This is a genomic window from Microbacterium sp. F01 (assembly GCF_056156365.1).
In genome coordinates, this window is record NZ_CM149592.1 from 1,040,070 (window position 1) to 1,061,102 (window position 21,033).

The following is a 21,033-nucleotide window of genomic DNA, read 5'->3' on the forward strand; positions in this document are numbered from 1 at the left end:
TCCCACGGGGAGGTCGGCCGATGAAGGTCGGGCTGGACGTCGGCGGGACCAAGACCGACGCCGTCGCGGTCGACGCCGATGGCGAGATCGCAGGTCGTCTCCGCATTCCCACGGGATGGGGACCGGATGCTGTGGCCCAGACCGTCCTCGATGCGGTGCGTGCGCTCGGCGCCGAGGCCGGCGTCGATCTCTCGGCCGTGCGGTCGGTGGGGGTCGGCATCCCGGGTCAGATCGAGCCGGGCACCGGCCGCGTCGTGCACGCGGTGAACCTCGGGGTGGACGAGCTCGACCTCGCCGCCGCCGTCGCCCCCGCGCTGGGCGTGCCGGTGCAGGTCGAGAACGACGTCAAGGCGGCTGCGCTCGGAGCGCACGCGCTGCACACCCGTGGCGGCGCCCCGGCGCCGGGATCGATGGCGTACCTCAACCTCGGCACCGGCATCGCCGCGGGCATCGTCTCGGACGGCGTGCTGTGGCGCGGGGCGCGCGGCACCGCCGGCGAAGTCGGACACATCTCGGTCGACCCGAACGGACCGCTGTGCCGGTGCGGTCAGCGCGGCTGCATCGAGGCTTTCGCGGGCGGCGGCGCGATCGCCGAGCGCTGGGCGAAACGGTCAGCCCTGCCCGTGCGCGACGTCTTCGACGCCGCCGACGCGGGCGACGCGTCGGCGCGGCAGCTGCGGGCCGGTCTCGCCCGGGGCGTCGCCGCCGCGATCAGGGTGCTGGTGCTGACCGCCGACGTCGATATCGTGGTCCTCGGAGGGGGTGTGACGGCATTGGGAGACCGACTGATGACGGATGTCGCAGCCGAGCTCGCGGCCAGCGCCGAGGCATCCCCGTTCATGCGCTCGCTGCACCTCGCCGACCGGGTCGAGCTGCTGCCGCCGGGTTCGCCGGCCGCCGCGCTCGGAGCCGCGCTCGTGGGCGCGGAGGGCGACGCCACACACGACACCGAGGAGGCACTGGTCCATGGCTGAGATCGTCATCGTCCGCGACAAGGCGGCAGCGGGAGCGCTCGTCGCCGACCACATCGCAGGGCTCATCCGCTCGAACCCCGAGACGGTCCTCGGCCTTGCGACCGGGTCCACCCCGCTGCCCGTGTACGAGGCGCTGCGCACGCGCCTCGAGGGCGTCGACCTCTCGCGCGTGCGCGGCTTCGCGCTCGACGAGTACGTGGGAATCGACCCCGCGCACCCCGAGAGCTACCGCTCGGTGATCACGCGCGAGGTCGTCGAGCCCCTCGGCCTCGATCCAGCGCTCATCCGCACGCCCGACGGCACGCCGGAGGGCATCGAGCACCATGGCGAGGAGTACGACGAGGCCATCCGCGATGCGGGCGGCATCGACCTGCAGATCCTCGGCATCGGCACCGACGGCCACATCGGCTTCAACGAGCCGGGTTCGTCGTTCTCGTCGATCACCCGCGTGAAGACCCTCACCGAGCAGACCCGCCGCGACAACGCGCGATTCTTCGACTCGATCGACGACGTGCCGATGCACTGCATCACGCAGGGCCTGGGCACGATCCTGCGCGCCCGCCACCTCGTGCTGCTCGCGTTCGGCGAGGGCAAGGCGGCCGCGGTCGCCGGCGCCGTCGAGGGCCCGCTGTCGGCGTCGCTCCCGGGCTCGGCGATCCAGCTCCACCCCCACGCCACGGTCGTGGTGGACGAGGCCGCCGCATCGCAGCTGACCCGCTCCGACTACTACCGCTACGCCTACGACAACAAGCCCGACTGGCAGGGCATCTGACGCAGGGGCGGATGCTGCGACTCAGCGCGCGAAGACCTTGCCGGGGTTGAGGATGCCCTGTGGGTCGAACACGCGGGTGATCTGTCGCTGCAGCTCCCACTGGTCGTCGCCCAGCTCGTCGGCGAGCCAGCGGCGCTTCAGCACACCCACCCCGTGCTCGCCGGTGAGCGTGCCGCCGAGGCGCAGCGCCGCGCGGAACAGGTCGTCGGCGGCCGCCCAGATGTGATCCGGAGCCTCGACGACACCGAACTCGTCCGGCTCGGCCTCGAAGATGAAGTTGGGGTGGAGGTTGCCGTCGCCCGCGTGCGCGACCGTCGGGATCACGACGCCGTGATCGCGCTCGACGCGGGCGATCTCGTCGAACATCGCCGGCAGGGCGGAACGGGGCACCGACACGTCTTCGATGAGCGCGGTGCCGAGCGACTCCATGGCCGGGTGCATCGACCGGCGGATCGCGAGCAGCCGCTCGCCCTCTTCGCGGTCGTGCGAGACGGCGACGGTCCCACCGGCGCGACGGAGCACCTCGGCGATGGCCTCGGCTTCGGCGATCGCGGCGGGCCCGTCGGTCTGGATCGTGAGCTGAGCCGCACCGGGAGTCGGGGCCGCGAGCTCCAGGAGCGCGTGGACGGCGGCGAGGGACGCAGCATCCATCAATTCCATGATCGCGGGCTGCGCGCCCGACGCCGTGACCGCGGCGGATGCCTCGGCCGCCGTGCGCACGTCGCCGAAGGTGGCGGCGATCGTGCACACCTCACCGGGCACCAGGCGGCGGAGCTTCAGCGTCGCTCCGACGACGACGCCGAGGGTGCCTTCCGATCCGATGACCAAGGACGTCAGGTCGAGGCCCGTCACGCCCTTGACGGTGCGGTGGCCGAGATGCAGCAGGCGGCCGTCGGCGAGGACCAGGTCCACGCCGAGCACCGCGTCGCGCACCACGCCGTACTTGGCGCACAGCAGTCCGCCCGCGCCGGTCGCGATGTTGCCGCCGACCGTCGAGATCGCGCGGCTCGCCGGGTCGGGCGCCCACCAGAGGCCGTACGGGGCGAGCGCGGCGTTGAGTTCGGCGTTGAGGATGCCGGGCTCGACGACCGCCAGGAGGTCGTCGGGGCGCACCTCGAGGATGCGGTCCATGCCCCGCACCGACAGGGCGATCTCGCCGTCTCCCGCGTTCGCACCCCCGGCGAGGCCGGTGCCGGCGCCGCGGGTCACCACGGGCGTGCCCGTGCCGGCGGCGATGCGGAGCGTCTGCTGCACGTCGTCGACGCTGCGCGCGTGCACGACGGCGAGGGGGAGACCGGATGCCGCGTGCCCCGACTTGTCGGCGCGCGCGGCGTGGAGCGAGTCCGGTGAGGTGTCGACACGGTCGCCGAGCGCCGTGCGGAGAAGTGCGAGCGCGTCGGCGCCCGCGGTCACGACAGGCGCCGTCGGCCGGCGACGACGCCGGCGGTCACCGCGACGGCTCCGAACGCGAGGCCGATCCAGGCGTTGCCCATCGACCACCAGGCGGCGGTCGCGGAGACGTAGACGAGCAGCTCGACGACGGCGCGCACGAAGGGGTGCACCGCGAACACGGCGCGCGGCGACACGAAGAGGGCCCAGAGAAGGATCGCGACCACAGGAGCCCCGACGCCGGCGACGATGTTCCACGGGAACTGCCACATCGTGAAGCCCCACAGCGCCAGCGTGCCGAACGCGAAGATCTCGCAGATGAACGCGATGATGTCGATCGCCGCCAGCGGCGAAGCCTTGCCATCGGCCAGGGGTGCGCGCGTTCCCGGTGCCGGTTCGGCAGGGCGCGCGGGAGTGACGTTCGGCGTGTCGGACATGGCTTCCAGTCTACGGCGGCGTACGGTCCGCGTCCGCCAGGCCCCCTCGTGCGCGGGTCAGTCGCCGCCGTCGGCCGGCACGGTCTCGACGGGGACGCCGTTCGGGACGTCAGCGTCCGCAGGCGCCTCGGCAGGAGGCGGCAGCATGGCGTTGTTGCGGTCTGCGACGCCGCGTCCTACGCCGCGAGGAACGTTCGCGCCCACCTTCGACGGGCCGGCGCCGGCGCCCGTGTTGCCGCCGTTGCCGTTGCCGGTGCCGTTGGTCGGTGTTCCGTTGCTGGTCGAGTCTCCGTTTCCGGTGGTTCCCCCGTTGCCGTTGTCGGTTCCGTTCGTCGGTGTTCCGTTGCCGGTCGAGCCGTCGTTTCCGGTGGCGCCGCCGTTGCCGTTGCCGTTGCCGTTGCCGTTGCCCTTGCCGGTGGTGCCGTCGTTTCCGGTGGCGCCCCCGTTGCCCTTGCCGTTGCCGTTGCCGTTGCCGGTGCCGTTGGTGGGTGTTCCGTTGCCGGTCGAGCCGCCGTTTCCGGTGGTCCCGCCATTGCCGTTGCCGGTGCCGTTGGTGGGTGTTCCGTTGCCGGTCGAGCCGCCGTTACCGGTGGTCCCGCCATTGCCGTTCCCGTTGCTGCCGGACGTGGTGCTGTTCGTGCCTGAGGCGTTGCCGTTGCCGTTGCCGGTCTGGCCGGTGGCCTTGCCGCCGCCCGACTCCGCGGTGCCGCCGCCCTGCGAGTTCACGTCGCCGGCTGCGGCATCGGGGACGACGGGGATGTCCGCCGGGCCGGGACCCGGCTCGGCCGGCAGCTGGAGCGCGGAGTCGCCGGTGTCGTCCTGAAGCAGTGCCGGCGCGTTCGCGTTCTCGGCCGACATCTCGGTCGTCGGTGCGGGAGTCGGCGCCGGCTCGGGGCCGGCTGCAGCCGGCAGCATCACCGCTGCGGCGACCACGCCGCTGACGACGACGAGGCCGGCGGCGGCGAGCCCGGAGGCCGCCCCGATGCCGGCGACCGCTGACGTGCCGAAGACCGCCGCCGACGAAGCGACGGCGGTCGCCGCCCCTGCTGCGCCGACCGCCCCCGCCGATCCGACACCGGCCGACGTCACCGCCGCACCCGTGCCCACACCCGCACCCACCCCGGCGCTCGCACTCGCCCCCGCCCCCACGACTCCGCCCGGAGCGATGGTGACGGTGCCGTGCACCACGCTCGAGGGCATCGAGGCCAGCGCCACCAACGAGGTGCCGCCGCCTTGGACGGTCGCGAGGTAGCCCGCGGTGCCCACCGCGCCGAGCGCGATCGGCAGCAGCACGAGCGCGAGGCGGCTCGAGACCTCCTTCGCCTCGCTCGCGACGATCGAGCACCGCACACAGCCGGTGAGATGCCGCTCGAGCTTGGCGTGGTCGCGGCGGCCGAGATTGAGACGCGAGTACGCGCCGAGGTGCTCGATGGTCCACTGGCAGTCCGAGCCGTCGACGACCGACCGCAGGTGCGCCTGGATCCAGGCCTCGCGGAGGCCTTCCCGCGCGCGGAACGTCAGCTGCGCGACCGCCGTCGGCTTCATGCCCAGCAGCGGTGCGATCTCGGCGGGCTTCATGCGCTCGATCTCGGAGTACCAGAGCACCTCCTGCCACCGTGTCGGAAGACTGCGGAACGCCTGATGCGTGAGCCCGCGGTCCAGCGCGGCCTCGCTCTCGTGCTCGGCGCCCGAGGGATCCTCGACGCCGTCGAGCTCCTCGTACGCGGTCTCGCGGCGCGCGCGCCCCCACGCGGCCGCGGTGTTGCGGATGCTGGTGAACAGGTACGCGCGGAACGACCCGGTCGGGCCGCCGCCGTGGACGATCGAGTGGTAGATGCGCGTATACGCCTCTTGGACGAGGTCGTCGGCATCGAGGCTCGAGGTCATGTTGCGCGCAACGGTGACGCCCGCGCGGTAGTGGCGCCGCCAGAGCTCCGCGAACGCGTCGGTGTCGCCCGATCTCGTCCGCAGGACGAGATCGGCGTCGGCGTCGGTGGCGACGTCGGTCTCGTGCTCCTGCACTTCGTCGTGGTCCATGGTCCCCCAGTTCCGCGGCGCACATCGACGATGTCGATCCCGGGTGCGGACCGCGGCAGGTTCCATTGTCGCCGCCGCACCCGGATTTGACCAGGGCTGAGACCCGAAGGCGCAGCATCCGTTCCGAACGATTTTCCAGAACTCGCGTAATAGATCGGGAGTCTCGCCGTCTCTTTCGTCAGAGTGGCCGGCCGCCCTTGTGTGGGGCACGACGGTGGCCGCCCCCCGCGGGACTCCCGCGGACAAGGCGGGGCTCGAAGGTATCTCGGGGGAGGGACCTTCGGCCCCGCCTTTCACGTGCTCGCGAGCGGGCTCAGGCGTCGTGCCCGGCGACCCAGACACGGTGCACGGCGAGGGCATCGTCGAGCAGCACCGCATCGGCGAGCGCGCCCACGTCGAGCGTGCCCAGGTCGTCGCGGTGGATCGCATGGGCGGGCTGCCGACTCAGGGCGTGCGAGGCGACCTCGAGCGGCACGCCCGCGCCCACGACGCGCCGCAGCGCGGCGTCCTGCGTGAGGGTCGAGCCGGCGATCGCGCCGCCCTCTTCGAGCCGTGCCACGCCGTCGGTCACGCGCACCGCGAGTCCGCCCAGCTCGTACCGGCCGTCCTGCGAGCCGGCTGCGGCCATCGCGTCGGTGATGAGCGCGATCCGGTCGCCGGCGATCGCGAACAGCGTCGCGATGAGCTCCAGGTCGACGTGCACGCCGTCGGCGATGACCTCCAGCGTCACCCGTTCGTCGCGCAGGGCGGACACCACAGGACCCGGAGCGCGGTGGTGGATGCCCGGCATCGCGTTGAACGCGTGCGTGATGAGGGTCGCGCCGGCGTCGAAGGCGCGCCGTGTCGTATCGGCGTCGGCGTTCGTGTGGCCGACCGCGACCACCACACCCGCGTCGACGAAGCGCCGGATCGCATCGAAGGCGCCGTGGCGCTCCGGAGCGAGTGTGACCTGGCGGATCGTGCCACGTCCGGCCTCGAGAAGACGGTCGACGGATGCCGCGTCCGGCGCCCGCAGCAGCGACTCGGTGTGCGCGCCCTTGTGGCCCGGGTCGAGGAACGGGCCCTCGAGGTGCGAGCCGAGGACGGTGGGATCGGCGTCGCAGAGGTCTGCGACCATGGCGACGCGGGCGGCGAGGTCGTCGATCGGCGCGGTGATGAGCGAGAGCACCGCGCGCGTCGTGCCGTGCGCGCGATGCACGGCACGGGCCGTTGCGACGGCATCCGGGCCGTCGTCGAAGCTCGCGCCCGCTCCGCCGTGTACGTGGATGTCGATGAAGCCGGGGACGAGGCATCCGTTCCCGCCGTCCACGACCTCGTCCGCAGCCGGGAGCTCGACTCCTGCGCCGGCCGCCGCGATGCGACCGTCGTCGAACAGCGCCCACGCGTCGGTGCGGTCGCTGTCGACCGTGGCGGAGCCCAGCAGGCGGACGGAGTGGACGAGGGTGCTCATACGGTGCTCCGGATCACTCGGCGCGGGTCACTCGGTGGCCCACGGGATCTCGTCGGACGGGTGGAAGCCGATGCCCATGCTCGTCCACAGCGGCCCGAGCGCGCCGACACGCTCGCGGAACGACGCCCACGTGCGCAGTTCGCTCGCTCCGGTCGCCGGCGACCAGGCGGCCTCGGCGGCCGCAGCGGCGCGCGGGAAGGCCATGGTGTCGATGTCGGCGGCGGTGCGGATCGTCTCGGTCCACAGCGGCGCCTCGACGCCGAGGATGCCGGAGTCGTCGACGCCGGGCACGACATCCGACGGCTCCCACGAGTACGCGCGCTCGACGCTCGTCGGGCCGTTCGCCCACGTGAGGCCCAGCTCGGGGCCGGACGGGTACTTCATGTCGAGGTAGATCGCGTCGGCGGGGGAGAGGATCAGCTGCGCGCCGTTGTCGACGAACGCGCTGGCCTTCTCGGCGGCGCCCTCCTGCGGCGTGAGGAATCCCCAGTACTGGCCGACCGTGGTGTCGGCGATGCCGGCCGCGGCGCCCGCCTCGTGCCACGCCACCGGCGTCTTGCCGAGGTCGGCGATGATCTCGCTCGCGCGCGCCACGAACTCGGCGAAGTCCTCGTCGGTGGTCGAGAGCGACTCGTCGCCGCCGAAGTGCAGGTACGGCCCCGGCGTCATCGCGGCGAGCTCGCCGAACACGTCGGCCACGAAGTCGTACGTCGCCTCGTCGTGGATCTTCAGCGACGAGAACCCGACGGCCATGCCGTCGTACGGCGCGCCCACGCGCGGCTCCTCGCCGCCGTAGTCGCGGATGATCTCGCGCATGTGGTCGCTGATGCTCGGGTCCTCCGCGAGCTCGGGATACGCGAGACCGACCGCGTGGGTGTGGCCGGGCATGTCGATCTCGGGCACCACGATCATGTGACGGGATGCCGCGTACTCGACGATCTCGCGGTAGTCGGCCTTCGTGTAGAACCCGCCCGGGTCACCGCCGACCGACGTGCCCGAGGCCTTCGCGGTGAGCTCAGGTCGCGAGTCGAGGTGGAGACGCCAGCCCTGGTCGTCGGTGAGATGCAGGTGCAGCGCGTTGAACTTGAGCGACGCCGCGCGGTCGATGTAGGCCGTGACTGTCTCGACGGGGTGGAAGTGGCGGGCGACGTCGAGCATGACGCCGCGGTACGCGAAGCGCGGGGCGTCTTCGATCGTCACAGCGGGGATCGTCCACTGGTCGCCCTCGCGGGCGATGAGCTGGCCCAGCGTCTGCACGCCGTAGAAGAGTCCGGCCGCATCGGCGGCGGTGACGACGACGGATGCTGCGTCCGCCGCGATCCGGTACGACTCGGGTTCGCCGGAACCCGCGTCGATCCGCAGCTCGATGCCCGCGCCGTCGCCCGTCGCGAGGGTCAGGCCCGTGCGAGCCTCGACGATCGAGGACAGGGCGGCGGCAGCATCCGTGTCCCCCTTCACCGCCGTGGCAGAGGCGAGCCGGAAGGGCGCGCCGGAGCCGGCCTCGATCGAGGCGGGGGCGGGGACGACGGCGGGAAGCGACACGGTGTCTCCATTCTGAGCGACCGGGGTGCAGCCGGCCAGCAGCGCAGCGGCGAGAACCGCTGCCGCGACAGCCCGTCCTCGTCGACTTTTCATGTAAAGAGTCCTAACAAAAGGGATCGGACTCAGCCTAGCGGGTCGTGTTCCGTTATGCTCGGTCTGTCGCGACTGGCGTTGAGGTGGGCCACCACCGGGGAGCGACCGACTACGGCATTCGACCGCACGCCTGGGCCGATGTGGGACACCCCTATCCGAAAGCCGTGAGTCTGGAGATCGCATGACCGATCAGTTCTTCAACGCCCCGCTCGCCGAGGTCGATCCTGAGATCGCCCAGGTGCTCGACCGCGAGCTCGACCGCCAGCGCGGTTACCTCGAGATGATCGCCTCCGAGAACTTCGTGCCCGTGTCGGTGCTGCAGTCGCAGGGCTCGGTGCTGACCAACAAGTACGCCGAGGGGTACCCGGGCCGCCGGTACTACGGCGGCTGCGAAGAGGTCGACGTCGCCGAGGAGCTCGCGATCCACCGCGCCAAGGCCCTGTTCGGTGCCGAGTTCGCGAACGTCCAGCCGCACTCGGGTGCCACCGCCAACGCCGCCGTGCTGCACGCCATCGCGCGCCCCGGCGACACGCTGCTCGGCCTGTCGCTCGACCAGGGCGGTCACCTCACGCACGGCATGAAGATCAACTTCTCGGGCCGGCTCTACAACATCGTCGCCTACGGCGTCGACGCCGAGACCTCGACGATCGACATGGACGAGGTGCGTCGCCTCGCCCTCGAGCACCAGCCCAAGGTCATCATCGCGGGCTGGTCGGCCTACCCGCGTCAGCTCGACTTCGCCGCCTTCCGTGCGATCGCCGACGAGGTCGGCGCGACCCTGTGGGTCGACATGGCGCACTTCGCCGGCCTCGTGGCCGCGGGTCTGCACCCGAACCCCGTGCCGCACGCGCACGTCGTGTCGTCGACCGTGCACAAGACGATCGGCGGCCCCCGCTCGGGCTTCATCCTCACCAACGACGCCGACATCGCGAAGAAGATCAACACCGCCGTCTTCCCGGGCCAGCAGGGCGGCCCGCTGATGCACGTCATCGCCGCCAAGGCGACCGCGTTCAAGCTCGCGGCGACGCCCGAGTTCAAGGAGCGCCAGGGGCGCGTGCTGCGCGGCGCCCACATCATCGCGGAGCGCCTGTCGCAGCAGGACGTGAAGGACGCCGGCATCGCGGTCCGATCGGGCGGCACCGACGTGCACCTCGTGCTCGTCGACCTTCGCAACGCCGAGATCGACGGCAAGCAGGCCGAGGACCTCCTGCACGAGATCCACATCACGGTGAACCGCAACGCGGTGCCCAACGACCCGCGCCCGCCGATGGTCACGTCGGGCCTGCGCATCGGCACGCCGGCGCTCGCGACCCGCGGCTTCGGCGATGCCGAGTTCACCGAGGTCGCCGACGTCATCGCGCTGGCGCTGCAGCCCGGCGCCGACGTCGAGGAGCTGCGCCTGCGCGTCTCGGCCCTGACCGCCGCGTTCCCGCTGTACCCCGACTTCCGCCACTGAGTGGGAACGCCGCCGCACTCCGGCGGCGCCGTCTGGTACCACAGTCGAACGGATGCTGCGGCCCTGCCTCGGGCTGCAGCATCCGTCCCCGCCCCGCCCCGGCGTACGAGCGCACGACCATACGAGGAGACCAAGGATGACCGCACAGAAGCTCGACGGGCGCGCGGCCGCGGCCGAGATCAAGGACGAGCTGCGCGAACGCGTCGCCGCGCTGAAAGCCCGCGGGATCACCCCGGGCATCGCCACGGTGCTCGTCGGCGCCGACCCGGCGTCGCAGCTGTACGTCGGCATGAAGCACCGCCAGTCCGAGGCCATCGGCATGAACTCGATCCAGCGCGCGCTGCCCGCCGACGCCACACAGGCCGAGGTCGAGGCCCTGATCGACGAGCTCAACGCCGACCCCGAGTGCCACGGGTACATCGTGCAGCTGCCGCTGCCGAAGCACCTCGACACCGACGCGATCCTCGAGCGCATCGACCCCGCGAAGGACGCCGACGGCCTGCACCCGACGAACCTCGGGCGCCTGGTGCTCAACGTCAACTCCCCGATCACGACGCCGCTGCCGTGCACGCCGCGCGGTGTGATCGAGCTGCTGCTGCGCAACGACTACGACCTCAAGGGCAAGGATGTGGTCGTCGTCGGCCGCGGCGTGACCATCGGCCGCTCGATCGGCCTGCTGCTCACGCGCCGCGAGATCAACGCGACCGTGACCCTCACCCACACGGGCACGGCCGACCTGTCGCACCACCTGCGCCAGGCCGATGTCATCGTCGCCGCGGCGGGCGTCAAGCACATCGTGCGCGCCGAGGACGTCAAGCCGGGCGCCGCGGTGCTCGACGTGGGCGTCACCCGCGAGGACGACCCCGAGTCGGGGAAGGCCCGCGTCTACGGCGATGTCGCTCCCGACGTCGCCGAGGTCGCCGGCTACCTCTCGCCGAACCCCGGCGGGGTCGGCCCGATGACGGTCGCCCTGCTCATGACGAACGTCGTCGAGGCCGCCGAGCGCTCGCTCGCCTGACGTCAGGCGGCGACGAGCTCGGACCGCTCGCGCGGACGCACGGACGCGGCATCCGTCGCCCCGAATGATGCCATGCCGCGGACCCAGCGCTCACGGTCGGCCTCGGAGCTGTGCCGCACCTGCGCCAGTCGCGTCACCCCGCGCACCTTGACGCCGCAGTACTCCAGGGTCGCGTTGCGCAGCGACCGGATCGGCGCGTTGCGGTAGACCCACGCGTTCCAGAACGCGGGGGAGTCCATCGTCATCACGATGCGGGCGCTGCGTCCGGTGAGCAGCTTGTCCCACAGTCGCCCGGTGGGCCGGTAGCGGTACGCGAAGCCGCGCACGAAGACGCGGTCGATCCACGTCTTGAGGGCGCCCGGAAGAGACCCCCACCACTGCGGGAAGAAGAACACGAGGTGGTCGGCCCAGTCGACGTCGGCGACGTAGGCGGCGACCTCGGGCGTGAGCTGCACATCGGCATCGGTGCGCGGGAGGCGCACGTCATCGCGGACGGACGGATGCTGCGGCACGGCGTCGTTCGCGAGGTCGACGACGCGCACCTCGGAGCCGCCGGCGCGCGCCGCGTCGGCGTACGACTGGGCGAGGGCGTGGTTGAGGCTGCCGGCGAAGGGCGTGCCGACGATCACGAGGATGCGGGGAGCGTTCATGCGAGGGTCTCCTGTGGGGCGGTCGGTTGCTGCTGGATGAAGGCGGTGAGGGCGACGAGCTGGGCGTTGAGGCGGGGGGCGTCGATGGGGTCGCCCGCGAGGGAGGGGTGCGTCAGCATCGCGGCGAACTCGCGCTCGAGCACCTCGCCGGCGTCGCGCACGAGCGCCGTGCCCTTGGGGGTGAGGGCGAGCAGGATGCTGCGTCCCGCGCCGGGCTGGGAGGCCGCGGTGATCCACCCGTCCTCGACGAGCGCGGGAACCCGCTTGCTCACGGCGGCCTTCGTGACGCCGAGGCAGCGGGCGAGCGTCGTCATGTCGACCGGCTCGTGGTCATAGAGCACGGCGAGGAACTGGAAGTGGTTGAACGTCACGCCCCACCCGGCCTGCAGTGCGGCGTCGGCGAACGCGTCGAGCTCGGCGATGAGCTCGTGGAGGGTGAAGGTCAGGCGGTCGGACACATATTGAGTAAACCAGTTGACTCACCCTGAGTCAACAAGTTGACTCACTACGCCGCGTTCACATCACGTGATCTCGCCGAGGTGACGCGTTATGCCCGCGCATAACGCGTGCGCTCGGTGAGAGCACGCGATATGAACATGCCGAGGATCTGGGGTCAGGCGGTGAAGCGGGCGAGGAACTCCCGCGTGCGAGCTTCGCGAGGAGTCGCGAGCACCTCGGACGGAGGGCCCTCCTCGACGATCGTGCCCGCGTCGAGGAACACCACGCGGTGGGCGACGTCGCGCGCGAACGCCATCTCGTGCGTCGCCATGAGGATCGTCGCACCGTCGGCGGCGAGCTGCCGCACGAGCTCGAGCACCTCGCCGACGAGCTCGGGGTCGAGTGCCGACGTGATCTCGTCGAGGAAGAGCACCTCGGGGTCGGTCGCGATCGCCCGCACGATCGCTGCGCGCTGCTGCTGGCCGCCCGAGAGCCGGTCGGGGTGCTCGCGGGCGAGGTCGGCGAGCCCGATGCGGCCGAGCAGCTCGAGTGCGCGCGTCTCGGCCTGGCGCCGCGGCATCCGGTGCACGACCCGTGAGGCGAGGGTGACGTTGTCGAGCACGGTCAGGTGCGGGAACAGGTTGTAGCTCTGGAACACCGCGCCGAAGCGGGCGCGCACGCGGTTGGCGTCCACGCGCGGGTCGGAGATGTCCTCGTCCTCGAGGAAGATCTGCCCGTCGTCGATCGGCTCGAGGAGGTTCAGGCACCGCAGCAGCGTGGACTTGCCCGACCCGCTCGCGCCGATGAGCGCGACGACTTCGTGGGTCGCGAGTTCGACATCGACGCCGCGGAGCACCTCGCGCTCGCCGAACGACTTGTGGATGCCGGTCGCGCGCAGCAGGGCGGTCACAGGATCGCCCCCGCCTGCTCGCGCTCGCGCAGCCTCGCGGTGTACCAGTCGGTCAGACGGATCGTCGGGATCGCGAGCAGGATGAACAGCACGCCGGCGACGACATACGGGGTGAAGTTGTAGGTCAGCGACGCCACCGATCTCGCGGCGGCGATCGCGTCGACCGCGCCCAGGATGGAGATCAGCCCGACGTCTTTCTGCATCGAGATGAAGTCGTTCATCAGGGGCGGTGTGATCTTGCGCAGAGCCTGGGGCAGCACGACACGGCGCAGCGTCTGCACGTAGCCGAGGCCGAGCGCCCGCGCGGCGAGGCGCTGCGACGGGTGGACCGCTTCGATCCCGGCGCGGATCACTTCGGCGACATAGGCCGAGTACGTGAGTGTCACGGCGATGACGCCGAGCAGCACCACCGGCATGCGCGTGTTCGTGATCGTGGGCAGGCCGAAGCCGATGAGGTAGAGCACGATGATGAACGGCAGTCCGCGGAAGAGGTCGGTGTAGCCGGCGGCGAGCACGCGCGCGGGGAAGAACACCGGCCCGCGGAGCGTGCGCAGCACGGCGATCACGAGAGCCACCACCGCGACGGTCACGACCGAGTACGCGAGGACCTGCAGGTTGATCAGGAAGCCGTCCCACACCTTCGGCAGCGCCTGGATCGCGACGTCGAGGTTGAAGAACGACTGCTGGACCTTCGACCAGCCCTCGGTGTTGATGACCGTCACCCAGACGATCACCGCGAACACGAGCGACGAGGCGATCGCGAGGAGCACCGACTGCCGCGAGCGGCGGCGCCGATAGGCGCGGCGGTCGAGCTCGAGCGCGCTGGGCTGGTGCGTGGTCACCGAACGAACGTAGCCGACGACGTCACTTGAGCTGCGGCACGCCCTCGCTCAGCACCGAGAGCCACTCCTCCTCGAGCTCGTCGAGTGTGCCGTTCTCGCGCAGCGTGTCGACGGCGGCGGTGACGTCCGCGGTCAGCGGGGAGTCCTTCGCCAGAAGCAGGCCCCACTGATCGGGGACCCCCGCCGCTGGCAGTTCGCCCACCGTGAAGGAGTCGTCGATGTAGAAGTTCACGGCGGTGTAGGCCGTCGGGGTGTCGAGCACGATGGCGTCGATCTGGCCGGCCTTGAGCGCGGCGACCGCGTCCTCGTTGGAGCTGTACAGCTGGGGTGCCGTCGTGGGGGCGATGGCCTCCTCGATCGTCGTCGCGCTCGTGGATCCCGACATCGCGCCCAGCACCAGATCCTTGAGTCCGGCGATGTCGGTCACGCCCTCGGCCGCGCCGCCGTTCAGCGCGACCACCGACTGGCTCGCCTCGTAGTACGGCGACGAGAAGTCGACGGCCTGCTTGCGCTCGTCGGTGATCGTGTACTGCTGGATGTTGAAGTCGAAGCTCTTCGGTCCCGGCGCGATCGCCGACTCGAAGCTCGTCCGCACCCACTCGACGTCTTCGGCGGCGAAGCCCAGCTCCTCGGCGACGGCGTAGGCGACGGCTGCCTCGAACCCTTCGCCCGACTCCGGGTCGTCGCCGATCACATAGGGCTCGTACGCCGTCTCGCCGGTGGCGATGGTGAGCTTGCCGGGCGTGAGGTAGCCCGCGTCGGCGGCCGGCGCCTCGCTGCTCGCGGGGGCGGAGCCCGAGGCACAGCCGGTCAGGGCGAGGGCCGCGACGGCGACGCCGACGGCGGCGGTGCGGATGAGACGGATGCGGCGCGACATGGGTGCCTCCTGGAGTCGGGTGATCGCGCGTGCGTGCTGTCGCTTCGCGATCCCTCCATCTTGGCCACGGGTCCGCCGAAGCGCTCGGTTGCGGGTCGGTTTGTTACAGGTCCGATGCCGAGGAAACCGGGATCCGCAGCATCCGTTCCCCAACATCTTCGCGCTGCCCGAACCGGCATCTGCGGCTGTTCCCGCGCGGCCGGTTGCGCTCGCGCTACCGCAATCGGCATCCGCGGCTGCTCCGAACGGCGGCGGATGCCGATTCCGGCAGCGCAACGCGGAAGACGGATGCCGCGGCCCCGGCATCCGTCATCACGACGCGGACGCGAGCCGCGCCTCGGCCGCCTCCAGCGCTCGCCGCGCACCGTCGGTCGGCGCGATGGCGACGAGCCCCCGGTAGAGCTTCACGAGGGCGGCGACGTCGAGGGCCCCGGTACGGGCGCGGTCGCAGTGCACCGCCTGGATCGCCGCCTCGAGCTGGAAGCGCCCGAGCGGCGACCCGAGTGCCGACGCGCGGCGAAGCAGTGCGGCACCCTCGGCGATGAGCGAGCGATCCCACTGTGCCGGGTCCTGCTGGTCGAGCGGGGGCCAGGGCAGGCCGGCACGCGCCGGCGCGCGCGACTGTGCGTAGGTGAGCAGCGCCGCCAGACCCCACGCCTCGGGCTCACCGTCGAGGAGCGTCGCCGTGAGCACGGCGAGCCATCGCGCCTCGTCCGCGAGCGACTCCCTCGGTTCGTCGCCCTGGTCGAGCCAGCCGATGGCGTAGGCGCCGTAGATCGCCTCGAGCACCGCCGGCAGCCGGGACGGCATGTCGGCGCGGGTGGGTACGCGGAACGGGATGCCGGCATCCCTGATCCGCCGCTTCGCCCGCACCAGCCGCTGCGCCATCGCTGCGGGCTCGACTCCGAACGACCGCGCGATCTCGGCCGCGTCGAATCCCAGCACCGTCTGCAGCATCAGCGGCGTGCGGATGGCCGGGTCGATCGCCGGATGCGCGCACGCGAAGAGCAGCTCGAGCCGGCGGTCGGGGATCGCCTCGGCCCGCTCCAGCGCCGTGAGCGCGTCGACCTCCCGCTCATCGGCGCGCACCGCGGCGATCCCCTCGTCGAGCGGCACACCCGTGCGGCGAGCCGCCGACGAGAGGGCGTCGCGCAGTCGGTTACGGGCCACGGTGACCAGCCACCCTTCGGGATTGGCGGGGATGCCGGAGTCCGGCCAGGTCGTGAGGGCACGCTCGAAGGCGTCGGCGAGGGCGTCTTCGGCGAGGCCGACGTCGCGCGTGGAGCCGGCGACGACCGCCAGGATGCGGCCGTACGACTCCCGCGCGGTGCGCTCGGCAACCGTGCGGGAGTCGGAGGCGGCGGGCATCAGCTCGCGAACGGGGTCCAGGCGCCGTTCTCGAAGCGGGTCGCGCTGGGTCGCACCTCGACGGTGCCCCAGCTGATCGACGGCGCCTTGCCGGCCCAGCCGATGGCGGCGTCGAGGTCGGCGACCTCGATCACGAACGTGCCGCCGAGCTGCTCCTTGGTGTCGGCGAACGGGCCGTCCTGCACGCGCAGTGTGCCGTCGGGCGCGGTCACCGTCGTGGTCACGGCCGATGGCTGGAGGACCTCGGCCGAGATCAGCACGCCCGCGTCGTCGAGCGCCTTGGCGTACTCGTCGAACTCGCGCATGCCCTCGGCCCAGGCGTCGTCGCCCATGTCGTCGGGGGTCATTTCGGGGTAATGGAGGAGGAGTGCGTACCGCATGGTGTCGTCCTTTCTGGAGGGCTGTCGACACCCGTATGACGATCGGTGTGCGCCCCGATCGACAGGTCGGGCGGAATCAGCCCTTGCCGAGTTCGTCGAGCATGCGTCGCTGCTCGTCGGTGAGTCCGTCGTTCAGTTCGCGGCGGCCGGTGGATGCCTCGGGCGAAGGGATGGGCGGGGCCGCAGCATCCGTCGATCCGGCCTTCGAACCGGTCGCCTTGTCGTAGAGCGTGCCGGCGTGGGTCTCGACCTTGTCGTCGATGGCGCCGTAGATCGCCCAGCCGATGAGCAGGATCACCGGCGGGATGACCCAGCCCCAGAACGCGCCGAAGATGCCGCCGCCGATCGAGACGCCGGTGAAGACGACGGTGACGATCCAGACGAGGAATGCGACCGCGAAGGCGAGCAGGAACTCGACGAGCTTCTCGCCGGCCTTGGTGCGCTGGTTCGAGGACTTCGCCGCCATAGAGCGGAACCACTTCTCGACGAGCGGCTTGATCCAGATGACCAGGGCCGTCAGCACGATGCCCGCCCACAGCGCCGCCCAGCCGACGCGCGCCGGCGTCAGCCAGCCGACGACCAGCAGCACGACGATGTTGAACACCAGCAGCGACGCGAACCGCACGACCCACTTCTTCATGGGAATCACTGTGCCACGTTCGGGGCGTGCCGCGGCACCGCTAGGCGATCGAGACCCGTTCGTCGATGTCGTCAACCGGGAGGGTATCGGCCGTCGACATGACGGACAGGGCTACGAGGTCGGCGCGACCGGAGGCGACGGTGAGGAATGCCGTGTCCGCGGCGTCGCGACCCGTCGCGATCCGCACGAGCGTCTGGCGCGGCGCGAGGGCTGTGGCATCGACCACTCGCCAGGCGTCGTCGATCCACGCCTCGGCGACGGCGTGGAAGTCCATCGGATCGAGTCCCGGCGCGTACACGGCGACGACGCGGGAGGGGATGCCGAGAGCCCGCAGCAGCGCCACGCACAGGTGCGCGTAGTCCCGGCACACCCCTCGGCGGTTGAGCAGGGTGCGGATCGCGCCGTCGGTGGGAAGCGAGGAGCCGGAGACGTACGAGAGGCGCGTGCCCACCCACGACGAGACGGCCGTGAGCAGCGCCCCCGGATCCTCGATGCCCGCGAACTCCGCGGCGGCGGTGGGGGCCAGCGCGTCCGATTCGGCGTAGCGGCTCGGACGTGCGTACGTGAGCAGGTCGGGCTCGCGGGCGATCGCGGTGTCGCCCGGGCCGATCACATGGGCGCTGTAGTCGACCACGAGTTCGCCCGGCCCGCTGGTCAGCCGGTGCAGCCGCGTGCCGTGCACATCGGAGAGCTCGTGCGACACGATGGGCGAGCCGTCGAGCGTCGCCCGGAACTCCTCGTGATTCGGTGTGTAGTGGCCCGACACCGCGACCGCGAAGACGAGGTCGGCGGGTTCGGTGACGTTCAGGGTGATGCGGCTCGAGACGTCGCGCTTCATGGACACAGCGTGTCATGAGGTCAGGTCCGACGCGTGGCCTTGACATCGGTGCGGCGCCACCAGAGCTGCCGTCTCCGTCACCGGCGTCGAGCGACGGCGCGGACACAGGACTGCGGCAGGCGGCATGCGCCCGCGGAGTACGCGGGTCAGTACGAGGCGCGTTCGCCTGCGACGCCGTCGGAGGGATGGGATGCTGCGACCCACCGCGCGGCGAGGGCTTCCGAGCCGCGGGCCAGGAGCGCGACATCGGCGCCGACGAGCACGAAGGAGGCCCCGGCGTCGAGGTAGGCCTGGGCCGCGGCGGGATCGAAGGCGTTGACGCCGACGGGCTTGCCGGCCGCGCGCACGGCGTCGAACGTGCGGCGGGCGGCGGCGACGACGTCGGGGTGGGTCTGCTGGCCGAGGACGCCCATCGACGCGGCGAGGTCGGCCGGGCCGACGAAGACCCCGTCGACGCCGTCGACCGCGGCGATCTCGGCGGCCGCCTCGACCCCCGCCGCCGTCTCGATCTGGACGAACAGCGACACATGGTCGTCGGCGTCCTGGAGGTAGTCGTCGACGCGGTTCCACCGGGCGGACCGGGCGAGTGCGGAGCCCACGCCACGCATGCCCCGCGGCGGATAGCGCACGGCTGCGACGGCGGCTTCGGCATCCGTCCTCGAAGACACCATGGGCACGAGCAGGTTCTGGGCTCCGAGATCGAGCACCTGCTTGATCGTGACGACGTCGCCGATCGGCACCCGCACGACCGGCGTGACCGGGTAGGCGACGACGGCCTGCAGCTGGGCCAGCACGGACTCGAGACCGTTGGGGGAGTGCTCCATGTCGATGAGCACCCAGTCCAGGCCCGCGCCGGCACAGATCTCGGCGACCAGCGGCGAGCCGGTGCACACCCACATCCCCGCCAGCGGGCGGTCGGCCGCCGCGAGCGCGTCGCGGAAGGTCGGGCTCAGACGAAGCGGCATTCGATCACTCCCATGGGTCCGTAGTCGCACCTGACGGTATCGCCCCGCGACACCCACATGGGGCGCGTAAACGAGCCGGCGAGGATGATCTCGCCCGCCTCGAGCCGCGCGCCGTGCTGGTGGAACTTGTTCGCCAGCCACGCCACACCGGTCGCGGGATGACCCAGCACGCCCGCGGCGACGCCGGTCTCCTCGATCTCGCCGTTGCGGGAGAGCACGCCGGGCACCCAGCGGAGGTCGATCTCGTCGGGGCGCTTGTGCACGTCGCCGAGCACCATGGCGCCGTACGCCGCGTTGTCGCTGATGGTGTCGACGATGGTGCGGCCCTCGAGCTCGATGTGCGAGTTCAGCACCTCGAGGGCCGGCACGGCGTAGTCGATCGCGGCGAGGGCGTCCTCGAGGGTGCAGTCGGGGCCTTCGAGCGGCTCCTTGAGCACGAACGCGAGCTCGACCTCGATCCGCACGTTCGAGAACTTCTCGACCGGGATCTCGGCGCCGGAGCGGTAGACGGTGTCGTCGAACATCACGCCGTAATCCGGCTCGGTGATGCCCGTCGCCTGCTGCATCGCCTTCGACGTGAGCCCGATCTTGCGGCCGACGAGCGTGCGCCCGGCGGCGATGTTCTGGTCGCGCCACACTCCCTGGATCGCGTACGAGTCCTCCACCGTCGCGTCGGGGTAGCGCGCCGTGATCCGCGGGATCACGCCGTGCGTGCGGTCGGCCTCGGCCAGCTCGGCCGCGACCTGGGCGATGTCATCGGGATGCAGCATCCGTTCCCCTTACAGCTGGTGGCCGAGCTTGTACTCGCCCTGCTTCCAGCTGGGCATCGCCTCGGTCTGGTCGTCGGGACGCGTGTACGAGAAGCCGTCGGCGCCGATCGTGACCGCCATTTCCGAGTTGTCGGTTCGCGCCACGACGGGCTGCGGGTTGCCGTCTAGGTCGAGCACGAGCGAGGCCTCGGTGTACCAGGACGGCACGACCGGGTTGCCCCACCAGTCGCGGCGCTGGTTGTCGTGCACGTCCCAGGTGACGACGGGGTTGTCGGGGTCGCCGGTGTAGTAGTCCTGCGTGTAGATCTCGGCGCGGTGGCCGTCGGGGTCGCGCAGGTACAGGTAGAACGCGTTCGAGACGCCGTGGCGGCCGGGTCCGCGTTCGATCGCGTCAGAGCGGCGCAGCGCCCCGAGCTTGTCGCAGATCGCGAGGATGTTGTGCTTCTCGTGGGTGGCGAAGGCGACGTGGTGCATGCGCGGGCCGTCGCCGCCGGTCATCGCGGTGTCGTGCACGGTGGGCTTGCGGCGCATCCAGGCGGCGTAGACCGTGCCCTGGTCGTCCTGGATGTCCTCGGTGACGCGGAAGCCCAGCGACTGCATGAAGTTCACCGCGCGCGGCACGTCGGGGGTGACCTGGTTGAAGTGGTCCAGGCGCACCAGCTCGCCGGGGGTGTGCAGGTCGTACCGCCACGACAGGCGCTCGACGTGCTCGGTGGCGTAGAAGAACTCGTACGGGAAGCCGAGCGGGTCGGTGACGCGCACCGAGTCGCCGATGCCCTTGGTGAAGCCGTCGGGGCGGCGTTCGATGCGGCAGCCGAGCTCCTCGTAGAAGGCGACGGCCTTGTCGAGATCCTCCGCCGACCGGACGCGGTACGAGAACGCGGCGACCGCGGCGACCGGCCCCTGGCGCAGCACGAGGTTGTGGTGGATGAACTCCTCCGTGGACCGGAGGTAGATCGTGTTCTCGTCCTCCTCGGTCACGTACAGGCCGAGCACGTCGACGTAGAACTCGCGCGACGCGAGCAGGTCGGTGACGACGAGCTCCATGTATGCGCAGCGCAGGATGTCCGGCGCCGGCACGGAGGGGGTGGGGATCGGGTTGTCGGAGAGGATCGGCGCCTCCTGGCTCACGTAGAAGCCGGAGGAGGTGCGGGTCATCTGGTCACGGTGGGTCATGTCGCGTCCTT

Annotated in this window: 21 protein-coding genes and 1 riboswitch; of the genes, 4 read left to right on the forward strand and 17 right to left on the reverse strand. The window is 71.4% G+C overall.

Going from position 1 to position 21,033, the window contains the following annotated elements; genetic code table 11:
• Nucleotides 1–20 precede the first annotated feature (20 nt).
• Together ACVN90_RS04535 and ACVN90_RS04540 are read left to right on the forward strand one after the other, a co-directional pair.
• Entirely contained in the window at nt 21–974 is a 954-nt protein-coding gene (locus ACVN90_RS04535; RefSeq protein ID WP_475100976.1) for an ROK family protein, read from the forward strand.
• Nucleotides 967–1,746 (forward strand): glucosamine-6-phosphate deaminase, encoded by a 780-nt coding sequence (locus ACVN90_RS04540; RefSeq protein ID WP_475100977.1) that lies wholly within the window; start codon nt 967–969, stop codon nt 1,744–1,746. Before ACVN90_RS04535 ends, ACVN90_RS04540 begins: the two co-directional genes overlap by 8 nt.
• A gap of 21 nt (nt 1,747–1,767) precedes the next feature.
• On the opposite strand, the gene ACVN90_RS04545 is transcribed toward ACVN90_RS04540, so the two are convergent.
• From ACVN90_RS04545 to ACVN90_RS04565, 5 genes are all read right to left on the reverse strand, one after another.
• Nucleotides 1,768–3,159, reverse strand: a complete 1,392-nt coding sequence (locus tag ACVN90_RS04545; protein ID WP_475100978.1) for an FAD-binding oxidoreductase — start codon at nt 3,157–3,159, stop codon at nt 1,768–1,770.
• Nucleotides 3,156–3,572: a YrdB family protein gene (locus ACVN90_RS04550; protein WP_475100979.1), complete on the reverse strand. Its 417-nt coding sequence runs from the start codon at nt 3,570–3,572 to the stop codon at nt 3,156–3,158. The genes ACVN90_RS04545 and ACVN90_RS04550 overlap by 4 nt, the downstream gene beginning before the upstream one ends.
• A 57-nt stretch (nt 3,573–3,629) precedes the next feature.
• The gene (locus tag ACVN90_RS04555) at nt 3,630–5,609 is read right to left on the reverse strand and encodes an RNA polymerase sigma factor (protein ID WP_475100980.1); all 1,980 of its coding nucleotides are present in this window, start codon (nt 5,607–5,609) and stop codon (nt 3,630–3,632) included.
• 313 nt (nt 5,610–5,922) lie between these two features.
• Nucleotides 5,923–7,059 carry an N-acetylglucosamine-6-phosphate deacetylase gene (gene nagA, locus ACVN90_RS04560; protein ID WP_475100981.1) on the reverse strand — a complete coding sequence of 379 codons (1,137 nt, stop codon included), beginning with the start codon at nt 7,057–7,059 and terminating at the stop codon, nt 5,923–5,925.
• A 27-nt stretch (nt 7,060–7,086) separates the two neighbouring features.
• A complete protein-coding gene (locus ACVN90_RS04565) occupies nt 7,087–8,601 on the reverse strand; it encodes a beta-N-acetylhexosaminidase (protein WP_475102058.1) in 1,515 nt (504 codons plus the stop codon).
• A gap of 151 nt (nt 8,602–8,752) precedes the next feature.
• A riboswitch (ZMP/ZTP riboswitch) is annotated at nt 8,753–8,837 on the forward strand.
• Nucleotides 8,838–8,875: 38 nt separating this feature from the next.
• Here ACVN90_RS04565 and glyA point away from each other — a divergent pair.
• Entirely contained in the window at nt 8,876–10,150 is a 1,275-nt protein-coding gene (gene glyA, locus ACVN90_RS04570) for a serine hydroxymethyltransferase (protein WP_475100982.1), read from the forward strand.
• A gap of 136 nt (nt 10,151–10,286) precedes the next feature.
• Nucleotides 10,287–11,168: a bifunctional methylenetetrahydrofolate dehydrogenase/methenyltetrahydrofolate cyclohydrolase gene (locus ACVN90_RS04575; protein ID WP_475100983.1), complete on the forward strand. Its 882-nt coding sequence runs from the start codon at nt 10,287–10,289 to the stop codon at nt 11,166–11,168.
• A 2-nt stretch (nt 11,169–11,170) separates the two neighbouring features.
• On the opposite strand, the gene ACVN90_RS04580 is transcribed toward ACVN90_RS04575, so the two are convergent.
• From ACVN90_RS04580 to hpaD, 12 genes are all read right to left on the reverse strand, one after another.
• A complete protein-coding gene (locus tag ACVN90_RS04580) occupies nt 11,171–11,818 on the reverse strand; it encodes an NAD(P)H-dependent oxidoreductase (RefSeq protein ID WP_475100984.1) in 648 nt (215 codons plus the stop codon).
• A complete protein-coding gene (locus tag ACVN90_RS04585; protein WP_475100985.1) occupies nt 11,815–12,276 on the reverse strand; it encodes a MarR family winged helix-turn-helix transcriptional regulator in 462 nt (153 codons plus the stop codon). Before ACVN90_RS04585 ends, ACVN90_RS04580 begins: the two co-directional genes overlap by 4 nt.
• Nucleotides 12,277–12,431: 155 nt before the next feature.
• Complete coding sequence (locus ACVN90_RS04590) at nt 12,432–13,166, reverse strand: amino acid ABC transporter ATP-binding protein (RefSeq protein ID WP_475100986.1); 735 nt, start codon at nt 13,164–13,166, stop codon at nt 12,432–12,434.
• Entirely contained in the window at nt 13,163–14,008 is an 846-nt protein-coding gene (locus ACVN90_RS04595; RefSeq protein WP_475100987.1) for an amino acid ABC transporter permease, read from the reverse strand. The genes ACVN90_RS04590 and ACVN90_RS04595 overlap by 4 nt, the downstream gene beginning before the upstream one ends.
• A 22-nt stretch (nt 14,009–14,030) precedes the next feature.
• Nucleotides 14,031–14,885 carry an ABC transporter substrate-binding protein gene (locus ACVN90_RS04600; protein ID WP_475100988.1) on the reverse strand — a complete coding sequence of 285 codons (855 nt, stop codon included), beginning with the start codon at nt 14,883–14,885 and terminating at the stop codon, nt 14,031–14,033.
• Between the two features lie 312 nt (nt 14,886–15,197).
• Nucleotides 15,198–16,253, reverse strand: coding sequence for an RNA polymerase sigma factor (locus tag ACVN90_RS04605; protein WP_475100989.1), 1,056 nt, complete (start codon nt 16,251–16,253; stop codon nt 15,198–15,200).
• On the reverse strand, nt 16,253–16,633 hold the full coding sequence (locus ACVN90_RS04610; RefSeq protein WP_475100990.1) for a YciI family protein: 381 nt from the start codon (nt 16,631–16,633) through the stop codon (nt 16,253–16,255). Before ACVN90_RS04610 ends, ACVN90_RS04605 begins: the two co-directional genes overlap by 1 nt.
• A 76-nt stretch (nt 16,634–16,709) precedes the next feature.
• Nucleotides 16,710–17,273, reverse strand: a complete 564-nt coding sequence (locus ACVN90_RS04615) for a hypothetical protein (RefSeq protein ID WP_475100991.1) — start codon at nt 17,271–17,273, stop codon at nt 16,710–16,712.
• A 40-nt stretch (nt 17,274–17,313) separates the two neighbouring features.
• Nucleotides 17,314–18,111, reverse strand: coding sequence for a transglutaminase-like domain-containing protein (locus ACVN90_RS04620; protein ID WP_475100992.1), 798 nt, complete (start codon nt 18,109–18,111; stop codon nt 17,314–17,316).
• 146 nt (nt 18,112–18,257) lie between these two features.
• Nucleotides 18,258–19,076 carry an aldolase/citrate lyase family protein gene (locus ACVN90_RS04625; RefSeq protein ID WP_475100993.1) on the reverse strand — a complete coding sequence of 273 codons (819 nt, stop codon included), beginning with the start codon at nt 19,074–19,076 and terminating at the stop codon, nt 18,258–18,260.
• Nucleotides 19,061–19,846 (reverse strand): 2-keto-4-pentenoate hydratase, encoded by a 786-nt coding sequence (locus ACVN90_RS04630; RefSeq protein WP_475100994.1) that lies wholly within the window; start codon nt 19,844–19,846, stop codon nt 19,061–19,063. The genes ACVN90_RS04625 and ACVN90_RS04630 overlap by 16 nt, the downstream gene beginning before the upstream one ends.
• Before the next feature lie 9 nt (nt 19,847–19,855).
• Nucleotides 19,856–21,022 (reverse strand): 3,4-dihydroxyphenylacetate 2,3-dioxygenase, encoded by a 1,167-nt coding sequence (gene hpaD / locus ACVN90_RS04635; protein WP_475100995.1) that lies wholly within the window; start codon nt 21,020–21,022, stop codon nt 19,856–19,858.
• Nucleotides 21,023–21,033 lie beyond the last annotated feature (11 nt).